20 protein-coding genes and 1 pseudogene are annotated in these 26,384 nt (G+C 45.9%); 15 read left to right on the forward strand and 6 right to left on the reverse strand.

All coding sequences use genetic code 11. The annotated features are described in order from the left end of the window. The first annotated feature begins 39 nt into the window (after positions 1-39). Genes DWX84_RS18520 through DWX84_RS18530 form a run of 3 tightly spaced genes read left to right on the forward strand, consistent with a single transcriptional unit; the run spans position 40 to position 4,049 of the window. On the forward strand, positions 40-1,503 hold the full coding sequence (locus DWX84_RS18520) for a sodium:solute symporter (RefSeq protein WP_121961286.1): 1,464 nt from the start codon (positions 40-42) through the stop codon (positions 1,501-1,503). Between the two features lie 45 nt (positions 1,504-1,548). After that, the gene (yihA, locus tag DWX84_RS18525) at positions 1,549-2,151 is read left to right on the forward strand and encodes a ribosome biogenesis GTP-binding protein YihA/YsxC (RefSeq protein WP_121772524.1); all 603 of its coding nucleotides are present in this window, start codon (positions 1,549-1,551) and stop codon (positions 2,149-2,151) included. 17 nt (positions 2,152-2,168) lie between these two features. After that, positions 2,169-4,049 (forward strand): radical SAM protein, encoded by a 1,881-nt coding sequence (locus DWX84_RS18530; protein WP_121961287.1) that lies wholly within the window; start codon positions 2,169-2,171, stop codon positions 4,047-4,049. A gap of 23 nt (positions 4,050-4,072) precedes the next feature. Here DWX84_RS18530 and DWX84_RS18535 read toward each other — a convergent pair. Continuing rightward, positions 4,073-6,379: pseudogene (locus tag DWX84_RS18535) on the reverse strand (TonB-dependent receptor domain-containing protein). Positions 6,380-6,479: 100 nt separating this feature from the next. After that, positions 6,480-6,833 (reverse strand): hypothetical protein, encoded by a 354-nt coding sequence (locus DWX84_RS18540; protein WP_005868159.1) that lies wholly within the window; start codon positions 6,831-6,833, stop codon positions 6,480-6,482. A 97-nt stretch (positions 6,834-6,930) separates the two neighbouring features. Here DWX84_RS18540 and DWX84_RS18545 point away from each other — a divergent pair, with 97 nt between their 5' ends. From DWX84_RS18545 to DWX84_RS18555, 3 genes are all read left to right on the forward strand, one after another. After that, positions 6,931-8,598, forward strand: a complete 1,668-nt coding sequence (locus DWX84_RS18545; protein WP_005868157.1) for a putative transporter — start codon at positions 6,931-6,933, stop codon at positions 8,596-8,598. Between the two features lie 83 nt (positions 8,599-8,681). Next, a complete protein-coding gene (locus DWX84_RS18550; protein WP_048927450.1) occupies positions 8,682-11,603 on the forward strand; it encodes an ATP-binding cassette domain-containing protein in 2,922 nt (973 codons plus the stop codon). A 34-nt stretch (positions 11,604-11,637) separates the two neighbouring features. Further along, complete coding sequence (locus DWX84_RS18555) at positions 11,638-12,468, forward strand: hypothetical protein (protein ID WP_048927451.1); 831 nt, start codon at positions 11,638-11,640, stop codon at positions 12,466-12,468. A gap of 205 nt (positions 12,469-12,673) precedes the next feature. Here DWX84_RS18555 and DWX84_RS18560 read toward each other — a convergent pair whose 3' ends face one another. Next, positions 12,674-13,861 (reverse strand): class I SAM-dependent methyltransferase, encoded by a 1,188-nt coding sequence (locus DWX84_RS18560; protein WP_048927452.1) that lies wholly within the window; start codon positions 13,859-13,861, stop codon positions 12,674-12,676. Between the two features lie 6 nt (positions 13,862-13,867). Further along, on the reverse strand, positions 13,868-16,153 hold the full coding sequence (locus DWX84_RS18565; RefSeq protein WP_048927486.1) for a HAMP domain-containing sensor histidine kinase: 2,286 nt from the start codon (positions 16,151-16,153) through the stop codon (positions 13,868-13,870). Positions 16,154-16,348: 195 nt separating this feature from the next. Between DWX84_RS18565 and DWX84_RS18570 the strand changes: the two genes are divergently transcribed. Genes DWX84_RS18570 through DWX84_RS18610 form a run of 9 tightly spaced genes read left to right on the forward strand, consistent with a single transcriptional unit; the run spans position 16,349 to position 25,416 of the window. Continuing rightward, positions 16,349-17,542: a saccharopine dehydrogenase family protein gene (locus DWX84_RS18570; protein ID WP_005856184.1), complete on the forward strand. Its 1,194-nt coding sequence runs from the start codon at positions 16,349-16,351 to the stop codon at positions 17,540-17,542. A gap of 1 nt (position 17,543) precedes the next feature. Then, positions 17,544-18,002: a thioredoxin-dependent thiol peroxidase gene (gene bcp / locus DWX84_RS18575; protein WP_122377589.1), complete on the forward strand. Its 459-nt coding sequence runs from the start codon at positions 17,544-17,546 to the stop codon at positions 18,000-18,002. 9 nt (positions 18,003-18,011) lie between these two features. Further along, entirely contained in the window at positions 18,012-19,064 is a 1,053-nt protein-coding gene (gene recA, locus DWX84_RS18580; RefSeq protein ID WP_087343863.1) for a recombinase RecA, read from the forward strand. 41 nt (positions 19,065-19,105) lie between these two features. Then, positions 19,106-20,059 carry a GNAT family N-acetyltransferase gene (locus tag DWX84_RS18585; RefSeq protein ID WP_005868142.1) on the forward strand — a complete coding sequence of 318 codons (954 nt, stop codon included), beginning with the start codon at positions 19,106-19,108 and terminating at the stop codon, positions 20,057-20,059. Further along, a complete protein-coding gene (locus DWX84_RS18590) occupies positions 20,050-21,357 on the forward strand; it encodes a polysaccharide deacetylase family protein (protein ID WP_172618154.1) in 1,308 nt (435 codons plus the stop codon). The genes DWX84_RS18585 and DWX84_RS18590 overlap by 10 nt, the downstream gene beginning before the upstream one ends. Positions 21,358-21,395: 38 nt before the next feature. Beyond that, a complete protein-coding gene (locus tag DWX84_RS18595; RefSeq protein ID WP_005868139.1) occupies positions 21,396-22,031 on the forward strand; it encodes a PIG-L deacetylase family protein in 636 nt (211 codons plus the stop codon). 14 nt (positions 22,032-22,045) lie between these two features. After that, complete coding sequence (locus DWX84_RS18600) at positions 22,046-23,281, forward strand: glycosyltransferase (protein ID WP_121961289.1); 1,236 nt, start codon at positions 22,046-22,048, stop codon at positions 23,279-23,281. A gap of 4 nt (positions 23,282-23,285) precedes the next feature. Next, on the forward strand, positions 23,286-24,419 hold the full coding sequence (locus tag DWX84_RS18605) for a hypothetical protein (RefSeq protein ID WP_005868137.1): 1,134 nt from the start codon (positions 23,286-23,288) through the stop codon (positions 24,417-24,419). Then, a complete protein-coding gene (locus DWX84_RS18610) occupies positions 24,403-25,416 on the forward strand; it encodes a class I SAM-dependent methyltransferase (protein ID WP_121961290.1) in 1,014 nt (337 codons plus the stop codon). The genes DWX84_RS18605 and DWX84_RS18610 overlap by 17 nt, the downstream gene beginning before the upstream one ends. Here the strand turns inward: DWX84_RS18610 and DWX84_RS18615 are convergent. Beyond that, complete coding sequence (locus tag DWX84_RS18615) at positions 25,360-25,770, reverse strand: 2-amino-4-hydroxy-6-hydroxymethyldihydropteridine diphosphokinase (protein ID WP_121961291.1); 411 nt, start codon at positions 25,768-25,770, stop codon at positions 25,360-25,362. The genes DWX84_RS18610 and DWX84_RS18615 overlap by 57 nt on opposite strands. A 16-nt stretch (positions 25,771-25,786) precedes the next feature. Continuing rightward, the gene (locus DWX84_RS18620) at positions 25,787-26,272 is read right to left on the reverse strand and encodes a hypothetical protein (RefSeq protein ID WP_008771835.1); all 486 of its coding nucleotides are present in this window, start codon (positions 26,270-26,272) and stop codon (positions 25,787-25,789) included. Positions 26,273-26,384: the final 112 nt, after the last annotated feature.

The following is a 26,384-nucleotide window of genomic DNA, read 5'->3' on the forward strand; positions in this document are numbered from 1 at the left end:
CCGTATCTTTGCGCAGAAGAAGACAGAAGTTAGCAATACATGAACAGCTATATCATCCTTTTTATTATCGCTGCCTATTTCGCCGTCTTGCTGCTGATAGCATGGATCACGGGACGTAATAACAGCAACGAGGCATTCTTCCTCGGGAACAGGAAATCACCTTGGTATATCGTTTCTATCGGTATGGTAGGGACATCCTTATCGGGGGTGACGTTCGTATCGGTACCCGGCATGGTGCGGGCGATCGATATGACGTATATGCAGACTGTATTAGGCTTCTTCGTGGGATATATCATTATAGCCAAGGTATTGCTACCGCTATACTATAAGTTGCAACTTACCTCCATCTACTCGTATCTGGATGACCGGATCGGGAGAAGGGGGTACAAGACAGGGGCCTCATTCTTCCTGCTCTCGAAGATCGTAGGGGCGGCCGCACGCTTATATCTAGTGGTCTTGATCTTGCAAACCTACGTGTTCAACGCTTGGAACATCCCATTCGCCGTGACCGCTATCCTCAGTATCCTGCTGGTATGGCTATATACGTTCCGGAGCGGTATCAAGACGATCATCTGGACAGATACGTTGCAGGCCCTTTGTCTCGTGGCAATGTTGATCGTGATCATCTGGCAGGTGAAAGACAAGATGGGACTGGATTTCGGGGGTATGGCGCAGACCTTGGTGGAAAGCCCTCATTTCCGGATCTTCGAGTTCGGCGATTGGCATAGTACGCAGAACTTCTTCAAGCAGTTCTTCAGTGGTATCTTTATCACGATCGTCATGACCGGGCTAGATCAGGACATGATGCAAAAGAACCTCTCCTGCAAGAGCTTGAAGGATGCCCAGAAGAATATGTACACATATGGATTCGCCTTCACGCCGGTCAACTTCTTGTTTCTTGCGCTGGGGGTACTGCTACTGACATTGGCGGCACAGCGGAACATCCAGTTGCCAACCCTCAACGACGATATCCTCCCGATGTTTTGTACCTCGGGGATCTTGGGCGGGAGTATCTTGATCTTCTTTACGATCGGTATCATAGCGGCGGCTTTCAGTAGCGCCGACTCGGCGTTGACAGCGCTCACCACCTCTTTTTGCGTGGATATCCTCGGCGTGCAGAGAGAGGAAGCGAAAAGGGCGAAACGTACCCGCCTAAAGGTACACGTGATGATATCCGTCTTGTTCGTCTTGATCATCTTGGCGTTCAAGGCCGTAAATAACCGGAGCGTTATCGACGCGATCTACATGATAGCGTCGTACACGTATGGTCCTCTATTGGGGCTGTTTGTTTTCGGGCTTTTCACGAAGCGGAAACCCCGTGACAAATACGTGCCCTATATCTGTATAGCCTCCCCGTTGGTTTGCCTCGCCACGGATTTCTTGGTGAAACAATACGCAGGCTATACGTTCGGCTACGAGATGCTTATGGTAAACGGAGGCATCACGTTCGCCGGGCTGTGGCTTTCGGCAATTGAAAATGGAAAATTGAAAATTGAGAATTAGGCCTCGCCATTATTCATTTACTCATTATTCATTAATTTATATTTTATGGAAATTAAAAGCGCAGAATTTGTTATCAGCAACACAGACGTAAGGAAATGCCCCGAGGGTAATAAGCCGGAGTATGCCTTCATCGGACGAAGCAATGTAGGCAAATCCTCTTTGATCAATATGCTTACCAACAAGAAGGGCTTGGCGATGACTTCGCAAACACCGGGTAAGACTTTACTTATCAATCATTTTCTTATCAATAACGAGTGGTATCTGGTAGATCTTCCGGGGTATGGCTTCGCCCAACGAGGCAAGGAGAACCGGGAACAATTGAAACGTATCATCGAGAACTATATCCTCGATCGAGAGCAACTGACCAACCTATTTGTCCTTTTGGACTGCCGTCACGAGGCGCAAAAGATCGATCTGGAGTTTATGGAATGGCTGGGTGAGAGCGGGGTTCCTTTCTCTATCATCTTCACGAAGATCGACAAGATCAGCAAGGGACGCTTGAAAGAGAACCTAAAAGCCTACACGGATAAATTACTGGAGACTTGGGAAGAGCTTCCTCCGATCTTCGTCTCTTCCTCGGAGAAGAAAGAGGGACGGGATGAGATCCTTGACTATATCGAGTCTATCAACAATAGCTTGAATAATTGAAAATTAGTTGAGTTGATATGGGATTAGCTTCGGTTCTTCTGGTTTTATCTCCGTTTACGCAGATCAATACGCCTTATCCTTCCACGGCTTACCTAAAAGGTTATTTGGAGGCAAAGGGTGTACGTGCCGGGCAGACCGATCTGGGTATCGAGACAATCTTGGCTTTGTTTTCCACGCAGGGTCTCGGGGAGTTATTCGCCGAGATCGAGCGACGGAAAGGTAAATATCCGGCTAAAGTCCGGGGGATGCTGGCTAATAAGCAACGGTATATCGACACGATAACCGCCGTTGTCGCTTTCCTTCAAGGAAAGAACGATCCTCTCGCTTATCGCATCTGTAATCAAGATTACCTTCCAGAAAGCGATCGCGGGAGCCAAAACGAGGAGGAGCTGGAATGGGCGTTCGGTACTTCGGGATTACGGGATAAAGCCCGTTATCTGGCAACCTTGTATCTGGAGGATCTCTGCGACTTGATCCGGGAAACGATCGACCCGGATTTCGGTTTCAGCCGATATGCCGAGCATCTAGGCCGCTGCGCCTCCTCCTTCGACGAGATCGAGGAAGCCCTCCAAAAGCCTTTCAGCTTTATCGATCGCATGACGCAGCCGCTATTAGAAAAGCACATAGCCGAGAGCAAGCCCAAGGTGATCGCATTCAGCGTACCTTTCCCGGGGAATTTATTCAGTTCCCTCCGGCTCGCCCAGTGGCTGCGGCAGGCACATCCCGATATCCCGATCCTTATGGGAGGTGGTTTCGTGAATACGGAACTTCGCTCCATCACGGATACACGCTTCTTCAAATACATCGATTACCTCTTGCTAGATGATGGAGAGGACCCACTCTTCCAAGTGTTACGCTATCTAGACGGGGCGATCCCAAAAGAGGAACTGGTACGCACCTTCTCCTTGGACGAGAACGGTAGCCGGGTCGTTTATCAAGATAATCCCACTTACCCCGCTTGCCGGCAAAGCGAGACCGGATTCCCGGATTACGAGGGCTTGCCGCTGAACAAATACATCTCCGTCATGGAAATGGCCAACCCGATGCACAAGCTTTGGAGCGATGGTCGCTGGAATAAACTGACCTTGGCGCACGGTTGCTACTGGGGGAAATGCGCCTTCTGCGACGGCTCATTGGATTACATCAAACGATATGAGCCGAATACAGCCAAGACTTTGGTAGACCGTATGGAGCGCCTGATCGAGCAAACCGGCGAGATCGGCTTCCATTTCGTGGACGAGGCCGCTCCACCCGCCTTGCTACGGGAAATGGCGCAGGAGATTATCCGCCGTGGGATAACCGTCGTGTGGTGGGGAAATATTCGTTTTGAGAAAAGCTATACTGAGGAACTATGCGACCTTCTTCAACGAAGTGGCTGCATCGCCGTATCGGGAGGCCTGGAAGTAGCCTCTCCCCGGCTCCTCAAACTGATAAATAAAGGGGTGACAGTGGCTCAGGTGGCACGGGTCGCCAACAACTTTACCGGGGCTGGTATCATGGTCCATGCCTATTTGATGTATGGTTTCCCGACCCAAACCGCTCAAGAAACCATAGATTCCTTGGAAACAGTCCGGCAAATGTTTGAGCTAGGGCTGATCCAATCCGGATTTTGGCATCGTTTTGCCATGACAGCACATAGTCCTGTGGGGTTGCACCCCGCCGAGTACAGTTGCCGTGTCACGGAGCCTCCCTTTGGGGGATTCGCCCGTAATGACGTACAGTTCGAGGCGCTTTCCGGCTGCGATCCGGAGCTTTTCAGCGAGGGGCTTCGCATTTCCCTCTACAATTACATGAATGGAACTGGTTTCGATTTGCCTTTGCATAAATGGTTTGGCGGCATGAAAGTGCCACGCACCACCCTGCCGCCAAATTATATAGAGAGAATAGTGGAGGAATAGCCCCGCAGAGGCTCGCCGAGTATTTAATAACTGATCTTACACCCCACGAAATAACTTCTGGGAATCCCCGGGCCATAGATATACCCGGCATCCCGGTGCGCTCCCTTGTCGAAATCATCTTGATAGGCATCGAAGATATTCTGGATTCCAGCATTTACCTGTAAAGTCACGGACTTGAAGATCGGGAAGTCATAAGCCAGCTTAAGATTCAAGTCGAAGAAATCACGAGTCTTCTCCTCACGATCTTCCGGGATATAACCCGCCAAGTGCTGCACCAACATACTTCCCGTATATGTACCTGTCAAGGAAGCGGAGAAACGCTTGACCGGCGTGAAGGTAGAAGTGAAATAACCATATACGTCCGGAGAGCGGAACATCTTCTTCTGCGGGGTGATATTCGGGTTCTCGCTCCATTGCTCTGCCTCCTTGTAGCCGCTCCGTTGCAAAGTAGCGCCCGCCTGTATCTGCATCCAAGAATAGGCCATCTTACCCTCCAGATTGATACCCATCACACGGGCACCCTTTCCATTACGGCGTTCCATCAGCAGGTTATTGTCCTCGTCACGGCCGATCTCCTCCAAGATAAACACGTTCCGTAAATCCGTATAGAAACCTTCCACCAAGAAATTCACTTGAACCGGGCCGAAGCGATGATAAAAATCTACGGAAGCACTCACGCTCTGCGAATTCTCCTCCTTCAAGTCCGGGGAGATCTGGATGATCGCCACGTCGCCACCCACGGCGGTGATATGCAAATCCTCGTCGAACGCTTGAGGAGCCCGGAAACCGCTGGAGTACGACATACGCAGGTTGATATCCTTCGTCGGATTGAAACGCACGTTCGCACGAGGGCTAAAGATCACGTGATCCATCATATTATGCTTATCCAAACGGCCACCGATCAAGAAACTCCAACGATCATTCTTCCACTCGTTCTGGGCAAAAGCACTACCGATATGCACGGTCTGGGCGATCGTACGGTTATAACCAAGCATCTCGTCCCGCAAATCATCGTAGCTATATTCAGCACCTCCCGTAAAGGTAGCGGGCATAAAAAGGCATTTGTCCCATTCGTAGGAGTATTGGGCGCCACCGATAAAGGTCATGTCCGTCGTGTTACCATAGGCGTTCGGATCTTTTCCGGCACCGTAATAACTCTGGCGTTTCGTATGCTGGGCGGAGGTATACACATTCAGCCGATGATGGTAGTCGCGAGAGAAAAGATCGAATTTCAGGCCTCCCCCGTTGATCTGGTGGTCGGTCTGCTCGGTGATATCCGTCTCATGAGGCGGAAGATCCAATAAATTACCGCCCCGGCGGAACTCGCTGATGTTATGGTACTCGAAAGTCAGCTTGGAGTAATTGCTGGTCTTCAAGTAAGAACGAAATCCTAGGGTCTTCCCCTCCAGCTTACCAAGCTCTGAGTAGCCGTCGCCATCATGGTCGTAAGAGGCACGGTGGCGGCCCTGCCCGAAGAGGTAGATACCCGCCTTATGATCGTCCGTCACCAACGAGGCGTTCACGGTGGTATTGTTATCCGGGCGGCTTCCCCCGATCATCGTCAACGAATGGGCGATCTGGGCGGAGTTGCGCATCGGCTCCTTCGTGATGATATTGATCGTACCGGCGATAGCGGACGAACCGAACAAGGCCGAGCCTCCTCCGCGCATCACCTCCACCCGCTCGATCATATTCGCCGGGATCTGCTCTAAGCCATATACGCCGGTCAGGGCGCTGAAGATCGGCCGGCTATCCACCAAGATCTGGGTATAAGGGCCCTCCAGACCATTGATACGTACTTGTTGGAAACCGCAATTCTAGCAGTTGTTCTCCACACGCACGCCGGGCTGGAAATTCAAGCCGTCGGCCAAGGAAGTCGCGTGTGTGGTCTCGAACACCTTGGAGTCGAGCACGTTTACCAAGGAAGGAGCCAGACGGCGGGTCGTCTCGTTACGGTTTGCCGATACGACAACACCGTCCAAGGAGACAGCGTCTTCCTCGGCATTGAAATTAATCTCCAATGTCTTCCCTTTCTTAAGGTTCACCGTCTTCTCCTCGGTTTTATATCCAATAGACTTCATGACCAAGGTATATTTCCCCTCAGGAAGATTTTTCATATAATAATGACCGGTCGCGTCGGTAGTCGTACCGATTGTCGTACCGTGGAGATAGACATTGATAAAAGAGAGATGCTCTCCTGTTTTCTTATCGAGGATATGACCTACGATATTAGCGTCGGAAGGATTCAGGGAAACATGATCGTCTCCCTCTGCCCACGCTGACGTAAAGATACAGCACAGGCATAGTATAAGTGTAATAAACTTATTCATTGCTTGATTAATAGTTGTTTGAATATTAATGATTACGAATTGCCGAGGAGACGGGGCATGCCCCGTCTCTACAAACGGATATTGATTTCTGGATATGTAATCAAACAACTGGGGGAGCCCGCAGGTATCGCAGTCCCTCAACGGAAGTGACATGATCCGGATAGACCGGAGACTCGGAAAGATTAGATACTTCTAAAGAATAGAATTGTAAACGTAACGGGTGAATCGCCCCGTCCATCACGTGAATAGACGAGAGCATATGAAACAACTGTATCTCCGCCAGAGAGGCATGATGATGGCAAGTACCGTCCGCCGTCTTCTTGAAAGGGTGCGCATGCACGATGGTCGTACCATGCTCCACATGGACGTGCGTAAAAAGCGAGACGCTGCTATAATACGCGATAAAAAGTACCGGCAGCAACCACTTTATATATTTAACCATCGTTTCCCTCACCCTGTATCATCGTTATTTCGTGGGCAAAGATACTACAATTTTTTTAATTGCTTTGTTTTATGTATTTTCGCGCTTCTAAAGCAAAAAAGAAACTCTTATGAATTGGTTACTTGAGACGCTTGCAGAACCCTCGATGATACAGGCCGTGGCTGTCATTTCTATCGTGGCGGCGGTTGGTGTGTATTTAGGGCGGCTAAAGATATTCGGCATTTCATTAGGCATTACTTTTGTATTCTTCGCCGGTATTATGGCAGGGCATCTGGGCATTACCGTAAATAAGGACATGCTGAACTTCGCCCAAAATTTCGGGCTTATCGTTTTCGTATATACCTTGGGATTGCAGGTAGGTCCCGGTTTCTTCTCTTCCCTAAAAAAAGGCGGGGTGGAAATGAATACGATGGGATTAGGGGTGATCGCTTTAGGACTGATTTTGACGTTGGTGTTTCATTGGATAACAGGAATCTCCGTCCCCGTTATGGTAGGGTTGCTATCCGGTGCCGTAACGAATACCCCGGCCCTAGGTGCCGCCCAGCAAGCGCTCTTACAGATGGATCCGGAAAATACGAGGAACGTAACGGATATGGCTCTGGCCTGTGCCGTAGCTTATCCATTAGGTGTCGTAGGCGTAATTCTCGCTATTATCATCTTGAGGTCCTTATTCGCTAAAAAGACACAGGACACGCATAAGGAGCAAGACACGACAACAAACGTAGCGGAATTTCAGGTATTAAACCCCTCTATTTACAATAAGAGCATCCAGCAAGTCATGAAATTGACAGAGAAACATTTCGTGATCTCCCGCCTCTGGAGGAACGGAAAGGTGACGATCCCTACCTCTGAAACCATCTTAAAGGAAAAAGACCATTTGCTTATCATATCCGTAAAGGCGGATGTCGAATCCATCAAGGTACTTTTCGGAGAACAAGAGACTACGGACTGGAATAAGGAAGATATTGACTGGAACGCTATCGACAGCCAATTGATCTCCCGCCGTATCGTCGTAACCCGCAACCGGGTAAACGGGGTAAAGCTAGGCTCGCTCCGGCTCCGCAACCTATACGGGATCAACATCACCCGGGTAAACCGTGCGGGTATCGATCTGGTGGCCTCCCGTGACCTCCGTCTACAGATCGGGGATAAACTAACGATCGTAGGCGAGGCCAATTCCGTGAATAACGTGGGTAAGATATTGGGAGACGAGCTGAAACGGCTGGATAACCCCAACCTGCTTGCCATATTCGTAGGACTTACGCTGGGCGTATTAATCGGGGCGATCCCAATTGCCATACCGGGAATGAGTACCCCCATCAAGCTGGGTATCGCCGGAGGACCGATCATCGTTGGAATCTTGATGGGTGCGTTCGGCCCCCGTTTCCACCTAACGACTTATACCACCCAGAGCGCAAACCTGATGATGCGGCAGTTCGGTATAGTGATCTATCTGGCGGGACTGGGAATCGACTCCGGAGCTCATTTCTTCGAGACCGTCTTCCGTGCCGAAGGATTGTTATGGATCGGTCTCGGTTTCCTATTGACGATCGTACCGGTCTTGATCGTCGGGTTCATCGCCTCGCAATTCTTCAAGCTAGATTACGCCCACAACATAGGTATGCTATGCGGAAGCATGGCCAATCCGATGGCCTTGAGTTATGCCAATACGACCGTCGAGGGTGACGAGCCTTCCGTATCTTACGCTACGGTTTACCCGTTATCCATGTTCATCCGGGTGATTTCTGCCCAATTATTGATCATGTTATTCACTTGACTGCTTAAAAAGTCTAACATTCGACCTGTTTTTTGTTTCACTTACCTTATCTTTGCAAGACATTTGAAACAATACTTTGATGAATGAATGAAACTATACTCAATGGGCTACTGAACTTGTTCGCTATATTTGCTTCGTTGGCAAAAATAGAAAGTGACCAAGCGCGTCAGGCCGTCAATTCTTACTTAACCAGTCACTTTGGTATCCGCTCCCATAAAGAATATATGGAGCTATTTGATGAGATACAAAGTGTTTACGATGATCCGGACTTCGATATCGATAGAGAGAGTGTTATTATCAACGTATGCAACCAGCTCAAGCCCAAATTGATTGCGGAAGACCAGCTATTGCTTCTTCTCCGTTTCATGGAGTTCGCCCATGGCAACAATGAAGGATTGAACGAGAACTTAGCCATTTTCCATAAGATCGCTACGATATTTAATATCGACACGGATACCTTTGACAATCTATACGCCTTTGTTGTCGGTAAAAAATCCCCCTCCATACTTACGATCAACGCTGATGATAGCGATAAAGACGTCAACCATATCTACAGAAGGGGGTTGGAGGGCGAGATACGGGTGTTAAGACTGACCCGGTTCGACCGAATGGTCTTTATCTACCAAGGCTGCGGACGGGTATTCATGAACGATATCCCGCTTACTTCCGGTATCTTCTATGGCTGGCAACGCAGCGGCGTAATCAAAAGCCCGCTATTCTTGCCGGTTTATTATAGTGATGTCCTCGATGTATTCAATCAGAATGAGCATAAGGAACGTATTTTATTAACCGGGAGGGATATCGAGTTCAGCTTCAAGAATAGCGAGAACGGTATGCACAATTTCTCTTTCAACCTTGAATCCGGCCAGTTGGTAGCCATCATGGGAGGAAGCGGCGTTGGTAAGTCTACCTTGTTAAGCATCTTAAATGGGAATATTATCCCCGGTGAGGGAAGTGTATGCTTGAACGGACATCCGCTGAGTGATCCGGAATGCAAGCAATTGATCGGTTTCGTGCCTCAGGATGACTTGCTGATCGAGGAACTGACCGTATTCCAAAATCTATGGTATACCGCCCGCCTTTGTTTCGCGAACCTGACCGAAAAGGAGATCGAGGATCGTGTCAATACGATACTGGAGGATTTGGATCTGAGCAAGATCCGGGATTTGGCCGTCGGGTCTCCAATCCGGAAAACGATCAGCGGAGGGCAGCGTAAACGTTTAAATATAGCACTGGAACTTATCCGTGAGCCGGCGATCCTTTATTTGGACGAGCCAACCTCCGGCCTCTCGTCCACCGACTCCGAGAAGGTCATCATGCTGTTAAAGGAACAAACGCACCGGGGACGGCTCGTGGTTGTCAATATCCATCAACCTTCGTCCGAGATCTATAAGTTGTTCGACCGCCTGTGGTTATTAGATACCGGCGGTTACCCGATTTACGACGGTAACCCGATCGAGGCGATCACCTATTTCAAACGGATCGCCAATTATACAGATCAAGACATCAGTGTTTGCGGCACCTGTGGAAATATCAATCCGGAACTAATCCTAACTATTATCGACGCAAAAAAGATAGACGATAGCGGAAACCAGACAAACATCCGGAAGATAACTTCAAAAGAATGGCATGAGTTATATGTAGCTTCCCGCCCGAAGTTCCAAGAGGTTAAGCCTACCCCCCTGCCCCCGAATCATCAGCAGAAGCCCTCGATCTGGAAGCAATTCTGTATCTTCTTGGAAAGAAACATAAAAACCAAGCTGACCAATAAGCAGTATTTGTGTATCGCCTTACTGGAGGCACCTTTATTGGCGGTGATCGTGGCCCTGCTCACCCGCTTCGTACCCGATGACGGGTATTCTTTGCTGGCGAACAAAAATCTGGTATCCTACATTTTCATGGCGGTGATTGTCGCTACTTTCACAGGATTAAGCATCAGTGCCGAAGAGATCATCAAGGACCGGACGCTCCTAAAGCGAGAACGATTCTTGCGATTGAGCCGAGGCAGTTATCTCTCGTCAAAGATGTTCTACCTGCTTTGTATCTCTGCGATCCAAAGTTTGCTATTCATAGTGGTAGGAAATTTATTGATAGGCATCGGAAGCGAGATGTTCCTTACTTGGTGGATCACGCTATGGGCAACCTCATTCCTCGCCAACCTGACAGGTTTGGTACTATCGCAATCCTTAAACTCGATCGTAGCGATCTATATAACGATACCGCTGCTTTTAATCCCGCAGATCTTACTTTGCGGCTTAGTTGTCAAGTTCGACGATCTGAGCAGGAGCGCATCCAGCCGGAACATAGTGCCCCTTATCGGTGAGGTTATCCCCTCACGTTGGGCATTCGAGGCGTTGGTTACGGAACAATTCCGAAACAACAGCTACAACCGCCTATTTTTCACGGTCGAGAAAGAAAAGTTCCTAGCGCAATATTACCGGAATGTCCATGCCGACGAGGTGCGCAGCCTCATAAACAGCCTCAACCTGATCCCGGAGAAACGGGAAGAGAACACCCGGACGATCCACAACGAACTGGCCGTACTATCCCGTGCCGCCCGTATCGCCCCCTATACGTCCAAAGAGAGTTACGAGAGCTATATGGATAAAGTGGAAAAAGCCCTGCATACCCGTAGCGATAATTTCACGGCGTTATTAGAGAAAAAACGGAAAGAGGTCATTCAAGAACATGGCTCCGAATGGTTGAACACCTTGAAAAAAGAGCACCATAACTCGGCCATTGAGGAACTGGTACTTAACTCAACCAGTACCCAATTCTATAAGGAGGCTCACAACCGGATCTATCCTAAAATCGGGCAGATTTATCTGGAACCGGACAATAATTGGGGACGTGCGCCTTTCTATAGTCATGAGAAAAAATTCGCCGGTTATACATTTTCTACTTTTACATTTAATTTATTAATGTTAGGAATCTTTGCTTTATTGGTAATTATATCTATCTTCGCAGAGTTTCCCGGCAAGTATTTAAACAAAGGGAGCGATTAATGACAAAATATATAATCTAAAAATAAAGAATAACATGAAAAAGAGTTTTGTTAGCCTGCTAACCATAGCAGCGATTACATTTGGAATGGTATCTTGCAACAGCAGTAAAAAACAAGACGCCGCTGAGCAAAAAGTAGAGGAAGAAGCAGCTATCGCAGGAGAAGTATCTAAAGGTCTGCTTACTGCCGAGTTGAAAGACGAGGTTACTCGTTTCTTGAAAGATATGCCGGATTCGGAGTTGCCTTACAAAGTATCTACCGGCGAGGTTACGATCTCTGTCGCTAATACTGATTTTATGTTGCCGGTCAGCAAGGTTTCCGAATTGAACACACAAGCCCAGAAAGCACGTGCTTGCGGTATCTACTTCGCAGACTTGAACGTATTGAAGGCTATGAAAAAGCCGACTACAGATATCGAGAACGTATTGGTTAAATTGACTACGGATCTGGATATTCCATTCGCTATCGACATCATGAAACAATCTGCTCCCGCTAACGCCAGCAAAGAGGAGTTAAGCAAATTCATGAAAGATCAAGAAAATAAGTTGATCGACGCCATGATGGAAAATGATAAGGCAGACGTTGAGCTTGAGTTGTTGGGTGGTATGGCCGTAGAATACGCGATCGTATACGCAAACCCGGGCTTGGTTGTTAAAGGCGACGCTATTTCCGCCGGTTTGAGCGAGAATATGGAAAAACGTATCGGTATCATCCAGCAGATCACAGCCGACTTAGCTAAATATTATCCTGACTTGGAGCAATTAGGAACTACAATCGCTCCGTTAAGCGGAATGGTAGCAACCATAAATATGGCTCGTGAGTCAAAAGCTAAGATTGAGGAAATGCGTGCGAATCTATTGAAGTAATATAAACCTCATATCATAAAAAGTGTATGGTGATAACATCATACACTTTTTTTATATCCCTTCGGATATCACTGCAACAGGCTTTGCAGTAGTACTGCAACAAGCCTTACAGTAGTACTGCAACAGGCCTAGCAGTAGTACTGCAACCCTTATGCAGTAATGCTGCAGCACCTATGCGGTAACACTGCAACGCCCATGCAGTATCCTATATCTTATGAGTTTTGATAAGTACCTTATCCCCATTTTCCAGAGTAGTAGCGAAAAGATAGATAGTTCCTCCATCCGCAATTTTAGTTCGCTTACGTAACTCATCCACCGAGAGGGGGAAATTGCGGACTGTGATATTCGCTTGGGGAATCTGCCTCGACAGGGTCTTACATTGTTTATTCGTAAAGGGGATCACTTCGTCTACCACAAAAGAACGTCCCGGAAAACTAGGGACAACCTCATCCGACGTATATAAATGACTGCTGACATGCAATTTATTCAATCCAAAACGAGTGGCGACCGCTTTAAACGCACCCGCCTTCAAGATGGAAGCGTTCGGTTCGTATAAATAACGCTTGACTTCTCCACGGATGGAAGCGACAGCTTCCCGTTCTTCCACCAATGAGAACACAAACAATTCCGGCTCTTCCTCCGAAGTGAAATTCACGCAACAGATCTGAGGACTCCCGCCTTTCGAGCCTCGCTCCAACACAAACAAAAGCTCCTTACATTCATTTTTCACCGAAAGCACCTGTATAGCTGTCACATCCGGAAGCAAATCCAACGTCATATGAATATCCGCCATCGGAGACAATTTAGCGATCACCTTAGGGGCATGGCCAAACAAGACAGGAACCAACTTTGTCAAATCCGGCTCGCAATCTTGCAGCGCAAAAACCCGCTTATTCCCCTCTCCCCTACGAGCCGGATCAATATAAAACACATCTATTCCATCGATCTTATCTATCAACTCCGTGGAATCACCATTCAATACCGTTATATTACCAGCATCTAAGACCTTGAAATTATGAATAGCTGCCTCGCAATAAGCAGGAAAGCGTTCGATATAGGTAACCTGTCGTACTTTCCGGGAGAAAAAATAGCTATCAATCCCTAACCCTCCGGTCAAATCACAAACATGTACCTGTGGCTCTACCAACCTCTGTTTGTACAAGGCAGTCTGTTCCGAGGAACATTGCTCCGCCGCTATCTTCGCCGGAAAAACCAGTCGATCGTTTTGATACCATGAAGGTAGTTTATCCTTGATCTGCCGCCGAGATTTTAATTGATCCACCACGAAAGGGATATCGATCCCCGGATAACGAGAGGCGGAAAGCAACAGACGATTCAAATCATCCGACGCATGTTCCTTGATAAATCGTGAAAGTTCCTCTATTTGTTCCATGCTTTGTCAACCTATACGTTCTTTAGGCAAAGTTAGCGTAAAACGGCTACCTTTACCATATTCTGACTTCAATTGTATCTCACCGCCGAAACGCTGCGCTATCACTTGGCAAATCGCCAGTCCGAGTCCAGTGCCTTGCGCAAACTCATCCAATTTGCAAAAACGATCAAAGACTTGCTTCTGTTTCTCCTCAGGGATGCCGATACCAGTGTCTTCTACATAGATATGAAGGCAGTCGCCTTTCGTACAGAAATAGTATCCAACTTCTATATAGCCCGAAGTCGTGAACTTGATGGCATTATTGATAAAATTAGACAATACTTGTTTCAGCCGATAAGGATCTACCGCCACAACCACCGGGATCTCGGGGACACGCATGCGTAGCTCTACCCCCTCGGGCATCATCAACTGGAAAGTACAATAGATTTCATTGATCAAGACATTCAAATCATGGCGATCGAAAACAAAACTCATCTTTCCGGATTCCATACGGGAAAGATCTAAAATATCATTGATCAGTTTCAATAGTAAGTCGGAGTTCGTATTAATCAACTTCACGAACTGCTCACGCTCTTCCGGCTCCAAGACCTCTTCCGAGTTCATTAAATTCGAGAAACCGACAATCGCATTCAGCGGCGTACGGATCTCATGGCTCATATTCGCCAAGAAAGCCGACTTCATCCGATCCGACTCCTCGGCTTTTTCCCTCGCAGAGATCAATACCTCCTCCGTATCCTTGATATTTTGGATATTCAAACATAAGCCATTGATTACATACCCATCATTCGCATCCTCTAAGCTTCCGTAACGAAATTCCCACCATTGGTAACCTTTCCCGTTAAAATCGCAACGATATTGAAGGATATGATGAGAGATTGTACCCGTACAAATGAAATCAATTAAGGATCGCAAACTCTGCCTGTCGTCCGGATGAGTCATCTCGTACAGCTCATCCAAAGGAATTTCCCGGGGAGAAATATTCACATAACTAAAGAACTCATTGTCAAATCGGAAAGTTCCAGACTGTAATTTCCAAGCGAATATATTACCCCCTTCCAACGCTAAAGAAAGATGCTCTTTCTCCTGCTTTAAATTAGCGAGCACCTCTTTCCTTCGTCTTGCTTCCCGCCAATAGAGATAAAACAAATAACCGATCAATGCCAACAATAAGATCACACCCAAGGAAGAGGCGATAAAAACCTCTATCTTATACCGTTCGGAAATAGGCATATTTATGACATGAACATTAGTAGGGACCTCTTCCTTTGAAATACCTAAACGTTGCATCTCTACCCAATCATACAGATACTCTTTGGGACTCTCTACGATCGGAACGGAAGAGACAGGCGTACCGGAAAGAATTTTAGCCGCCAACCTAGCCTGTTCCGCCGCTTGTATGCGGTTCGAGCAAAAATAGCCTCCCAGAACTTCCACGTTTATATTAAAGATTTCCCGCACTGCCGTAAATGAAGGAGTCACGAACATCTTAGACAAGCCTGCGGATGTATAGTCATAACGGATATTGAAAAATACGCAATAAGGATAGGTACCATTAATATTACTCAATAAAAACTCCCCATTGGCTTTACGAAAAGGCATGAAATGGATTATATTTTTCGAAGGACGTATCGCCTTCATTCTCATCTCGGTTCTAAACATCATGGAATCCACCTTAAAGTCCGGATCATTTAATTGGAAAGCCAATTGATTATAATCCAACACATACCGGCTCGTATCGACCGCTTTTATCAACTCCCGGAAAGCCAACTGCCCTAAGGAGGTCTTATCATAATTGATATAAATGCGAGACTTTCCCATTTGCCGATCGATCAAACGAAGGTTCTCCTCATAATCAATCTTATCCCAGCTACCTGTTACATTCGGATATTCTTCCAGCAAATCCCAATTAGGGAAATTGACGCCAGAGAAAACAACCGGAACTTTCTTTACAAAAGGATGGCCGCATTTCATCAACGTATAGGTAGCCTGATCATCATTCACCAATATGATGTCGGGCTTCCAAAGACGGATCGTATCGATAAAGTTATACATCCGTTCCTCTTCCTCCTCAGCCATATAACACTCGCAGTCGAGATAAAACGTACGGATGTCCGCATTCACCCGATTTTTTCCCAGCTCTTTCCGGATATCTGAGTTTAATTCCAGATAGTTCTTATCATCCCACCGAAAAGATTGGATCACAAGCACACGGCTCCGCTTCGCCTCAGGTTTACACCCCAACGCTAATAAAAGCAGAAAAAAAACACCCCCGACATTATTTAAGAATCTCATGTCCAAACTTTAAACAGTAAATGTGACAAAAGTACGACTATTTTCATTATTCACATTCATTAGCTGTATCTTTCTTTTCCCTCTTCCGTTCTAAAATGAATAAATATATAGGGATTGTCAAGGAAAAGCCGTATATTTGTCCATTGGTTGAAAACCTTGTAAACTGTATATTAACAAGATTAATTCTATTAGTAAATGGGAAGAGTATTAGTTATTGGTGCAGGGGGCGTAAGTACCGTTGCTGTTAAGAAAATAGCGATGAATGCGGATGTCTTCACGGATATCATGGTAGCTAGCCGTACGAAAAGTAAATGCGACAAGATCGCCGCCGATATCAAGAACGTGAAAGTGCAAACCGCACAGGTAGACGCAGACAACGTGCAAGAGCTTGTTGCCTTGTTTAACGCCTTCAAACCGGATTTGGTGGTAAATCTGGCCTTACCTTATCAAGATTTGCATATCATGGATGCTTGTCTGGAATACGGTGTTAGCTATTTAGATACGGCCAACTACGAACCGCTTGATGAAGCCAAATATCAATACAGCTGGCAATGGGCCTATAAAGATCGTTTCGAGAAAGCCGGTCTTACCGCTATCTTGGGATGTGGTTTCGATCCGGGGGTTACCGGCGTATATACAGCCTATGCGGCAAAGCATCATTTCGACGAGATACACTATCTGGATATCGTAGACTGCAACGCAGGAGATCACCATAAGGCATTCGCTACCAATTTCAATCCGGAAATCAATATCCGTGAGATTACTCAACGTGGCAAATATTTCGAGGATGGGGAATGGAAGGAGACCGATCCGTTAAGCGTACATAAAGCCTTGAATTATCCGAATGTAGGACCGAAAGAATCGTATTTGATGTATCACGAGGAATTGGAAAGTTTGACCAAAAACTTCCCGACCCTCAAACGGGCTCGTTTCTGGATGACTTTCGGACAGGAATACTTGACTCATCTACGTGTCATCCAAAATATCGGTATGGCTCGTATCGACCCGATCCTTTACAACGGGCAGGAAATCGTTCCGATCCAATTCTTAAAAGCCGTACTGCCGAACCCGGGTGATCTGGGAGAGAATTATACTGGCGAGACTTCCATCGGTTGCCGCATCCGTGGTATCAAGGACGGTAAGGAATTAACTTATTACGTATACAACAACTGTAGCCACCATGCCGCTTATCTAGAGACAGGAGCGCAAGGTGTTAGTTATACCACCGGTGTTCCCGCCATGATCGGCGCCAAATTATTTATGCAAGGCATTTGGAAGAAACCGGGTGTATGGAATGTGGAGGAATTCAATCCGGACCCATTCATGAAAGAGCTAAATGAGCAAGGTTTGCCTTGGCATGAATTGTTTAACATTGACTTAGAATTGTAATATGGCAATACAAATAGGCGATAAGGTTCCCGAGTTTTTGGGAACCGATCAAGACGGTAAAGAGGTAAAGATGAGTGACTATAAAGGGAAAAAAGTAGCGCTCTATTTTTATCCGAAAGATAATACGAGCGGTTGCACGGCGGAAGCATGCAGCTTACGTGACGGCTATCAAGCCTTACAAGCGAAAGGCTTCGAGATCATCGGAGTAAGTAAAGATAGCGCCAAATCGCATCAAGGCTTTATACAAAAGCAAAACTTACCTTTCCGTTTAATAGCGGACACAGACACGGCCTTACAAGAACAGTTTGGTGTGTGGACTGAGAAAAAAATGTACGGACGTTCATACATGGGGACTCTCCGGACCACCTTTATCATTAACGAGGAAGGTATTGTTACCAATATCATCGGGCCGAAAGAGGTGAAGACAAAAGACCATGCAAATCAAATCCTTAATTTATAAGGGACACATATGGCAAAAGAAGAAAATTTGTTCGAAGAAAAAGCGAAAGAAGAAGGTGGTAAACCAGCCGCTAACACGGATAAGCTAAAAGCTTTACGTGCGGCAATGGATAAAATCGAGAAGAACTACGGAAAAGGTTCGATCATGAAACTGGGCGATGAAAGCATCGAGGATATCGAGGTGATACCGACAGGCTCTATCGCTTTAAACGCAGCGCTGGGCGTAGGTGGATATCCGAAAGGACGTATCGTCGAGATCTATGGTCCGGAATCTTCCGGTAAGACAACGATAGCGATCCATGCGATCGCCGAGGCGCAGAAAAAAGGAGGTATCGCCGCATTTATCGATGCGGAGCATGCTTTTGACCGTTTCTATGCCGAGAAGCTAGGCGTTGATGTAGAGAACCTATGGATCTCCCAGCCGGATAACGGTGAGCAGGCCTTGGAAATAGCCGAGCAATTGATCCGTTCATCCGCCGTAGATATCATTGTTATCGACTCCGTAGCCGCATTGACTCCTAAAGCCGAGATTGAGGGCGATATGGGAGACAGCAAGATGGGTCTGCAAGCTCGTCTAATGTCGCAAGCCCTTCGTAAGTTGACGGCCGCGATCAATAAGACGAATACGACCTGTATCTTCATCAACCAATTGCGTGATAAGATCGGTGTAATGTTCGGAAACCCTGAAACGACGACAGGTGGTAACGCATTGAAATTCTATGCTTCTGTCCGTTTGGATATCCGTAGTATTGGAAAGCTGAAAGATGGTGACGAGATCAAGGGAAACCAAGTGCGTGTGAAAGTTATAAAAAACAAGGTGGCTCCTCCATTCCGCAAGGCAGAGTTCGATATCATGTTCGGTCAAGGTATCTCCCGTTCCGGAGAGATCATCGATCTTGGTTCTGAACTGAATATCATCAAGAAGAGCGGTTCATGGTACAGCTACAATGATACCAAATTGGGACAGGGTCGTGATGCGGCAAAACAATGTGTCGAGGACAATCCCGAATTGGCAGACGAATTATCCGAATTAATATTTGACGCATTAAAAGCCAACAAGTAATTTGCGGGGGCGGGCAAACCCCGCCCCTATACAAAATTGTAATGAGTAATAAAGACAAATATCGTTTACTTTGCAATACTGAAAAAAATATACCGATCTTCTCACATGACTGGTGGTTGGATACGGTTTGCGGAGAAAAAAAATGGGATGTCTTGCTTATAGAACAAAAGGGAAGGATACAGGCAACCCTCCCCCTTTACGTCCCCCATTCCGATATTGTCTCAATGCCTTCTTACACCCAAACGATGGGCCCTTGGTTCGCCGCAAGTTCCTCCGACACGAAATATACGACCGAGTTAGGACGACGTCAAGAACTATGCAAACAATTCACGGAAGAACTAAAACGCTATCCGCACTTCCTGCAAAATTTCAATTATGACATTACGGATTGGCTTCCGTTTTATTGGGCGGGATATAACCAAACGACACGTTATACCTATTTATTAAAAAATATCCGGGATCATCAAGCGGTATGGGAGAATATGAGCCCCAATATCCGGCGAAATATTGCGAAAGCGCAGAATAAATACCATATATCCGTAAAAAAAGGGATTCCTTTGAATGAGTTCCTAGCTGTACAAGCCCAAACATTTGATCGCCAGCATGTACGAATCAAGGAAGACACGAATGTACTGAAAGACTTGATCGCCACTTGCCGGCAAAGAGGACAAGGTGATTTATGGGGAGGTTATGACGAGCAAGGCCATTTACATGCGGCCGCTTTCATCGTATGGCAAGATCGATCGGCTTACTATCTCGCAGGAGGAGGAAATCCGGCCTATAGAGGTTCCGGAGCGCAAAGCTACGTCCTGTGGGAATGTCTTCATTTCGTTTCTCAATTTACGACGGTCTTTGATTTCGAAGGGTCTATGCTACCCGGAGTAGAACGTTTCTTCCGCGAGTTCGGAGCTATCCAAACCCCATTTTTCACAATATCTAGGGGGAAATTGAGTTTATTAGACAGAGCACGCATTAAACTAAGCAAATGGGTATGAAAAATCGCACTTTACATTATATAATACGCTTTCTTGTAGGAGATGATGTCCCTAGCGAACTGGTGGAAACGATCGGGTACACGGCTGATCCCAATAAATTCGACCGATATAACGTCGTTATCATTCCATCCGGCTTCTTTGATGGACAAACATACGGGACTCCCGCTTCCTTACCAGAACTCCCCTTGCGAGAGGTTCAAGGTATCCCCTTGTTATTCGGCTCGCCGAAAGAGGAATGGATAAGAGATACATGGGTGGTTCATGCCGATATCATCGCAAGTACTTATTTTCTCATTTCCAGATACGAGGAGATGGTACGGCGTGGACTTCGGGATGAGCATGGAAGATTTCCCGGTAAAGAGTCCTTGCCCTACCGGGCCGGTTTCCTGCATCGTCCGATCGTGGATGAATATCGCATGCTGCTTCATCGTTGGCTGCGCCAATCCCGGTTACGTGTACCCGAGGTAAAAAAGCAAATCCGGAAGATCTACCTCACGCACGACGTAGATTCTCCGACTCTATATCGTTCGTGGAAAGGTTTGATACGGTCTATTAGAGATAGAAGAGGTTTATATAAATCCTTTCAAGGTAAATTCGGTTCCCTTGAGAAAGACCCGTTTTATACCTTCCCTTGGTTTTTCCGCCAGAATAGTATCCTTCAGGACTTGATAGGGAAGGAACAATGTCACCCTATCCTATTTATCCGGAACGGGGGGAAAGCCAAGCACGACAAACCTCATTACGATTTGAGGAATAAAGATATTCGTAAATTGATAAAAAGTGCTTTAGAGCATAATGTAACTATTGGTTTGCATAGTAGCTACCAAGCGGGTACGACTCCCAGCCTTATCCGGAAAGAGAAAACCGGTCTGGAAGATCATATCGGTAAAAATGTTCGGTTCAACCGTCATCATTTCTTGGCAATCCGGGAACCGGAAGATATGGACCAAATAGAGGCTGCTGGGGTTACGGACGATTTCACCATGGGGTACGCCGATGTCTCCGGATTCCGGTTAGGGACTTGCTACCCGGTTCGTTGGATCAATCCGATCACCCGCCGGCTATCTCCTCTCCGACTACATCCGCTTATTATAATGGATTGTACCCTAGAGGAGGAGAAATATATGGGACTGGATTTTGACAGGGCTTTAACCTATTGCCGGAATTTAGTGGAACAAGTAAATAATGTAGGAGGTGAATTGGTTTTACTATGGCATAATGACTCCGTACAAGAAGGGTCCGGAAGTTATTTACGTAAATTATACGCCCAGCTATTAAAAGAATTAGCGAAGCAGTGAAAACAATAAAATCCCTGTATTCAAATAAATCAGAAAGAATGATTACTAATTGTAAAAATATTTTAGTCCTCGCCCCTCATACGGATGATGGGGAACTTGGGTTGGGGGGAACTATCTCACGCCTGATAGAAGATGGTAAAAAAGTGACCTATGTGGCTTTCTCCACCGCACAGCAATCGGTTCCCGAGGGTTTTCCGAAAGATATCTTGAAGACAGAGGTCAAGCAAGCGACCCAGACCTTAGGTATAGAACCGGAAAACCTAATCATATACAATTACGAAGTAAGAAAACTGGGATACGCAAGACAAGAGATATTAGAGGAGTTAATACGCCTGAAAAAAGTATCCGATTTTGACCTAGTCTTCATCCCTAGCTTGCACGACATCCACCAAGATCATACGACGATCGCCCAAGAGGGTCTACGGGCGTTCAAAAACACGAATATATTAGGTTATGAGTTAATCTGGAACAACCTGACATTCAATACACAATGTTTTGTAAGGCTGGAAGAGCGCCATATCGACGCAAAGGTAGAATCATTGAAAGCCTATAAATCGCAAGGAGCGAGAGATTATCTATCCAAGGACTTTATCTATTCATTAGCGAGAGCACGGGGTGTCCAAGCGGGATGTACCTATGCGGAAGCGTTTGAAGTCGTTCGTCTATTCTTATAACACTGATTGAATCCATGAATAAACTTCTTATCATATGTGATATGTTCCCACCCGCTTTCGCCCCCAGAATGGGATATCTATGCAAATATTTGACACGCATGGGATGGGAAGTTACCGTAGTGACAGAATACATAGAAGACAATACATTCGAATTCCTTACGGGGTATGCGGACGTGTATTGCGTCCGCTACTACAAAGCATCAGGAAAGATCTCAAAGCATATCGAATGGATGTGGGTCATGTTTCTAGACATCTTGTTTGGTTATAAAGACATGAGAATAATCAACGCATGCATCCCCTTAATAAAGACCAACCAATACAAGGGGATATTGTGTAGCACATACCGCACCTTTCCTTTAACCGCCGCCAAGACGTTAGCGATCCATACCAACCTCCCTTTCGTCGTGGATTTACGAGATATTATCGAGCAATACGCCTCCAACGAATATATATCGCATAAATTCCATACATTTTCATGGTTAGACGCATTCATCACAAAGCGATTTCGCAAACGGTTACTTAGAAAGCGAAATAACGCTTTGGAGGTAGCGGATTGTGTCACGACCGTATCGCCTTGGCATGTGGAGGTACTCAAACAATATAATCCCAACGTAAGACTGATTTATAATGGATTCGATCCTGAGTTGTTCTATCCGCAACAAATCAAGACCTCCCGGTTTATCATTACCTATACCGGACGGTTGTTAAGTTTAGCGATCCGAAATCCGGAGTTATTATTTGCAGCCATCGCCCGTCTTACGGAGGACAAGGTCATTATCCCCGAAACTTTTCGAGTTGTATGGTATACCGATCAAGAGTCCCGCTCCATCATCCGCCAAGAGGCCGAACGACATGGGGTGCAATCTTTCATGGATTACCATGAGTATGTACCGGCATCCGATATTCCCCTCATCTTGAACAAAAGCTCGGTGCTGCTTTCCTTGACGAATAAGTTTGACACGTCTGGTCCAAAAGGCTTCATGACAACTAAGTTCTTTGAATCGCTTGCGGTAGAAAAACCCATCTTATGCGTACAAAGTGACGAGGCCTACCTCGCCGAAGCCATCAAGGAGACCCATTCCGGACTGGCCGCAACCCGGGTAGACGAGGTGTACGATTTCTTGAAACATTACTATGAGGAATGGCAGGAAAAAGGATATACGACCTCGCCCGTCAATCGGGATAAGCTATCGAATTATTCCCGGAAAGAACAAGCTAGCCAATTTGTGCGTATATTTGAGGAAATTTAAGCAGATGGATAAATACCTCAACATAGTATCGTTCAATATACCTTATCCCGCCAATTACGGAGGGGTTATTGATGTGTATTATAAACTGGAAGCCTTGCGTGCTTGCGGCGTGAAACTCATATTACATTGTTTCGAATATGAACGTCCGCATGCACCGGAATTAGAAAGCATTTGCGACAAGGTTTTCTATTATAAACGCCGTACCGGGGTAATCGCTAATTTAACATGGCTCCCTTACAATGTATATAGCCGTAAAGATCATCGCTTGATCGAGAATCTTTTACAAAATGATTACCCGATCTTATTTGAGGGCCTCCACTCCTGCTATTATATGGACGATCCCCGTTTAAGAAACCGGATGAAGATATTCCGGGAGTGCAATATCGAGCACGATTATTATCGCCACTTGGCAAAGTCTGGCAAAGGATTGGTTCGCAATGCCTTTTTCAAGATCGAGGCCATGCGCTTCCAAGCCTATCAGAAAGTAGCACGGTACGCAAATCTGATAATCGCCGTATCCACGACAGACGCAGACTATTTACGAAAACAATTTCCCAATCAAAGGATCGAGTTCGTTCCTTGTTTCCACGAGAATAACCGGATTACGGCCGAACCGGGAAAATCCGATTATATTTTATATCATGGCAAGTTATCCGTTATCGAGAATGAACGAGCCGTGTTATTTCTCACCAAGCATGTTTTCAGCCAATTAAAACATACCTGCATAATAGCGGGCATGAACCCGACCCGTTTGATACGAGAGGCAGCCGCTCCTTACCCACATATAAAAGTAGAAGCAAATCCCAGTAAGGAACGTATGGACGCATTGATCCACAACGCACAAATTCATATGCTAATCACATTTCAAGATACCGGCCTAAAACTAAAGCTTTTGAACAGCTTATTCGCCGGAAGGCATACGATTGTCAATCATCTCATGCTAGCGGGTAGCGGATTAGATCCTTTATGCCATATCGCCGATACGCCGGATGAGATGATACGGGCTTGCGAACAATTAATGGCCCTACCTATAGATAAAGAGGTGATAGATAAACGAAAACAATTATTGTTCCCTGCTTTTTCTAATGAAGATCAGGGGATACGTTTATACAAGATGATATATGATGAAAGAGAATAGAAGTGATTTATTACATACATTAACCGAACGTTTGAAAGCGATCGACTATAATAAATTACCGATCAGCGATTATAATAAGCGATACATCGGCAACTTAAAGCCGGCGTTAAGCTATTTCATGCATATATACGCAGATTGCCTACAAAGAGGACTTCAAGCGATACAAACCCCTATCTCCGATGTCACGCTAATCGATTATGGAGGAGGAACCGGCTTCCTTAGTATTCTGGCGAAATCCATAGGAATAGGACAAGTTATTTATATTGATCTTAACCCATCTTCCGTGGAGACGATCCAGCTATTGAAACAAATAATAGGAATAGGCCCCGATATCATACTCCATGGAGATTCAGATGTTCTTGCGGACTGGTGCGCAAGGAACAAAGTCTACCCCCAACTTTTAATCGCTACGGACCTGATAGAGCATGTCTATGATTTATCTTTGTTCTTCAAGGATTTAATCCATATAAACGATTCCATGTATCTACTATTCACGACAGCCTCTACACCATTCAACCCGTATGTCCAACAACGGTTACATAAGATGATGGTCGGATGCGAAAGTGGATCTTTGGAATCCCCCAACTATTATACATTACGAGAGCAATTCATAACGAAACTTTGCCCGGCTTTCTCCCCAAAAGAAGTAGAGACATGGGCCCGGAAGACTAGAGGCTTGACCTATCCCGATATCCAAAAAGCGATCGAGAAAAAGAGTTTACCAAGCCCGGAAGACCCATACAATACTTGCGACCCGGCTACAGGTAATTGGGCCGAACGAATCCTTCCCATACAGACTTATGAAGACTTATTGGCACCCTACCAGTTCAAGCTTAAAGTAGAGAAAGGATTTTATAACGCAGACCGAAACAACCCAGTTCTTTCCTTGATATGCAAAGGTATCAACGCATTGATCCGCAACAGCGGCTCCTTTGGTTTTCTATTGGCACCATTCATCATTCTCTCCTGCGGCAAGGAGCGAGCAGATGCCATCTAGAACATATTCACGGGTCAAGTCCTCAGCTTTCAAGATTTGGTCGTTCCACTGCAATAAATCAATATCTATCGGCACATGCCCACAAGATTTATCTTCCGGCTTACGGCCGATGCAGCATTCTATATCTTTCAAGACATCCTTTATTCGCGCCGGACTCTCCTCGCTATACAAAACAGCCACTCGATTCAAAAATGTAGTTGATAATGGACAATCGATCGGTTCCGTATAAACTGGCTGAGAAAACTGTATAAAAACAAAATGAGCACGCAGCATCTCCGCCGCGCGCTCCATATTTTTCTCTTTATCCCAATTAGAGCCTAAGCACAATAGAACCCGGTTTCGTTTATTCTCCATCTCCGGCTAAAAGCGTTTAGTCATTCTTATGATTATTCAAGAATGTATTGATAAAACCGATCAACTTCACGAAAGAAGCGGAAAATTGTCCGGTATCGCTATTACGGATAGAGATAAATTTCTCCTTACCTTCCGTGGTAAATGAAACCTGATACATGATATCCCCTAAATCCCGGTTCGTCTCCTCCTCAAAGCCATAAGAGTCTTTCATCTTAAAGAAATTACATTTTTGCAGAATCGGTTTTAAAGAAGCGAACTCCTCGTCAGTCAATGTCCCCTCCATAATTTTAGGATCTCGTTTCTTGGCGAAATTATCCATATAATAATTATACTCCTCGATACGGAATGTCTTGTCACTATCAAACAGAACCATTAGTTTGTAGTTATCTACACTTTCCATACTATAACTAAAAGAGAAATCCTTCAATTCTTTTTTACAGCCTGTAAAACAAGCAGACAGAAGAACCAATAAGGTGGCGAACAAAGTAATTCGTAGTTTCATTTGTCTAAAGTTGAAATTTGTGGCACAAACATACATAAAATACTCGAAAAACAACCCATGGAAATAAAAAAATACCTATTAGTTGGTATTGGTGGTACGAAGTTTTCAAGCT

The organism is Parabacteroides sp. AF21-43, assembly GCF_003635435.1.
Lineage (GTDB): Bacteria > Bacteroidota > Bacteroidia > Bacteroidales > Tannerellaceae > Parabacteroides > Parabacteroides distasonis.

Bases quoted from the DNA above. Each gene is read 5' to 3' on its own strand.
- DWX84_RS18545 (WP_005868157.1), top strand. From the start codon at position 6,931: ATGAATTGGTTACTTGAGACGCTTGCAGAACCCTCGATGATACAGGCC.
- DWX84_RS18615 (WP_121961291.1), bottom strand. From the start codon at position 25,770: ATGGAGAATAAACGAAACCGGGTTCTATTGTGCTTAGGCTCTAATTGG.
- DWX84_RS18600 (WP_121961289.1), top strand. From the start codon at position 22,046: ATGAATAAACTTCTTATCATATGTGATATGTTCCCACCCGCTTTCGCC.
- DWX84_RS18560 (WP_048927452.1), bottom strand. From the start codon at position 13,861: ATGGAACAAATAGAGGAACTTTCACGATTTATCAAGGAACATGCGTCG.
- DWX84_RS18605 (WP_005868137.1), top strand. From the start codon at position 23,286: ATGGATAAATACCTCAACATAGTATCGTTCAATATACCTTATCCCGCC.
- DWX84_RS18530 (WP_121961287.1), top strand. From the start codon at position 2,169: ATGGGATTAGCTTCGGTTCTTCTGGTTTTATCTCCGTTTACGCAGATC.
- DWX84_RS18590 (WP_172618154.1), top strand. From the start codon at position 20,050: ATGGGTATGAAAAATCGCACTTTACATTATATAATACGCTTTCTTGTA.
- DWX84_RS18610 (WP_121961290.1), top strand. From the start codon at position 24,403: ATGATGAAAGAGAATAGAAGTGATTTATTACATACATTAACCGAACGT.
- DWX84_RS18585 (WP_005868142.1), top strand. From the start codon at position 19,106: ATGAGTAATAAAGACAAATATCGTTTACTTTGCAATACTGAAAAAAAT.
- DWX84_RS18620 (WP_008771835.1), bottom strand. From the start codon at position 26,272: ATGAAACTACGAATTACTTTGTTCGCCACCTTATTGGTTCTTCTGTCT.
- DWX84_RS18565 (WP_048927486.1), bottom strand. From the start codon at position 16,153: ATGAGATTCTTAAATAATGTCGGGGGTGTTTTTTTTCTGCTTTTATTA.
- DWX84_RS18555 (WP_048927451.1), top strand. From the start codon at position 11,638: ATGAAAAAGAGTTTTGTTAGCCTGCTAACCATAGCAGCGATTACATTT.
- DWX84_RS18595 (WP_005868139.1), top strand. From the start codon at position 21,396: ATGATTACTAATTGTAAAAATATTTTAGTCCTCGCCCCTCATACGGAT.
- DWX84_RS18550 (WP_048927450.1), top strand. From the start codon at position 8,682: ATGAATGAAACTATACTCAATGGGCTACTGAACTTGTTCGCTATATTT.
- yihA (WP_121772524.1), top strand. From the start codon at position 1,549: ATGGAAATTAAAAGCGCAGAATTTGTTATCAGCAACACAGACGTAAGG.
- bcp (WP_122377589.1), top strand. From the start codon at position 17,544: ATGGCAATACAAATAGGCGATAAGGTTCCCGAGTTTTTGGGAACCGAT.
- DWX84_RS18570 (WP_005856184.1), top strand. From the start codon at position 16,349: ATGGGAAGAGTATTAGTTATTGGTGCAGGGGGCGTAAGTACCGTTGCT.
- recA (WP_087343863.1), top strand. From the start codon at position 18,012: ATGGCAAAAGAAGAAAATTTGTTCGAAGAAAAAGCGAAAGAAGAAGGT.
- DWX84_RS18520 (WP_121961286.1), top strand. From the start codon at position 40: ATGAACAGCTATATCATCCTTTTTATTATCGCTGCCTATTTCGCCGTC.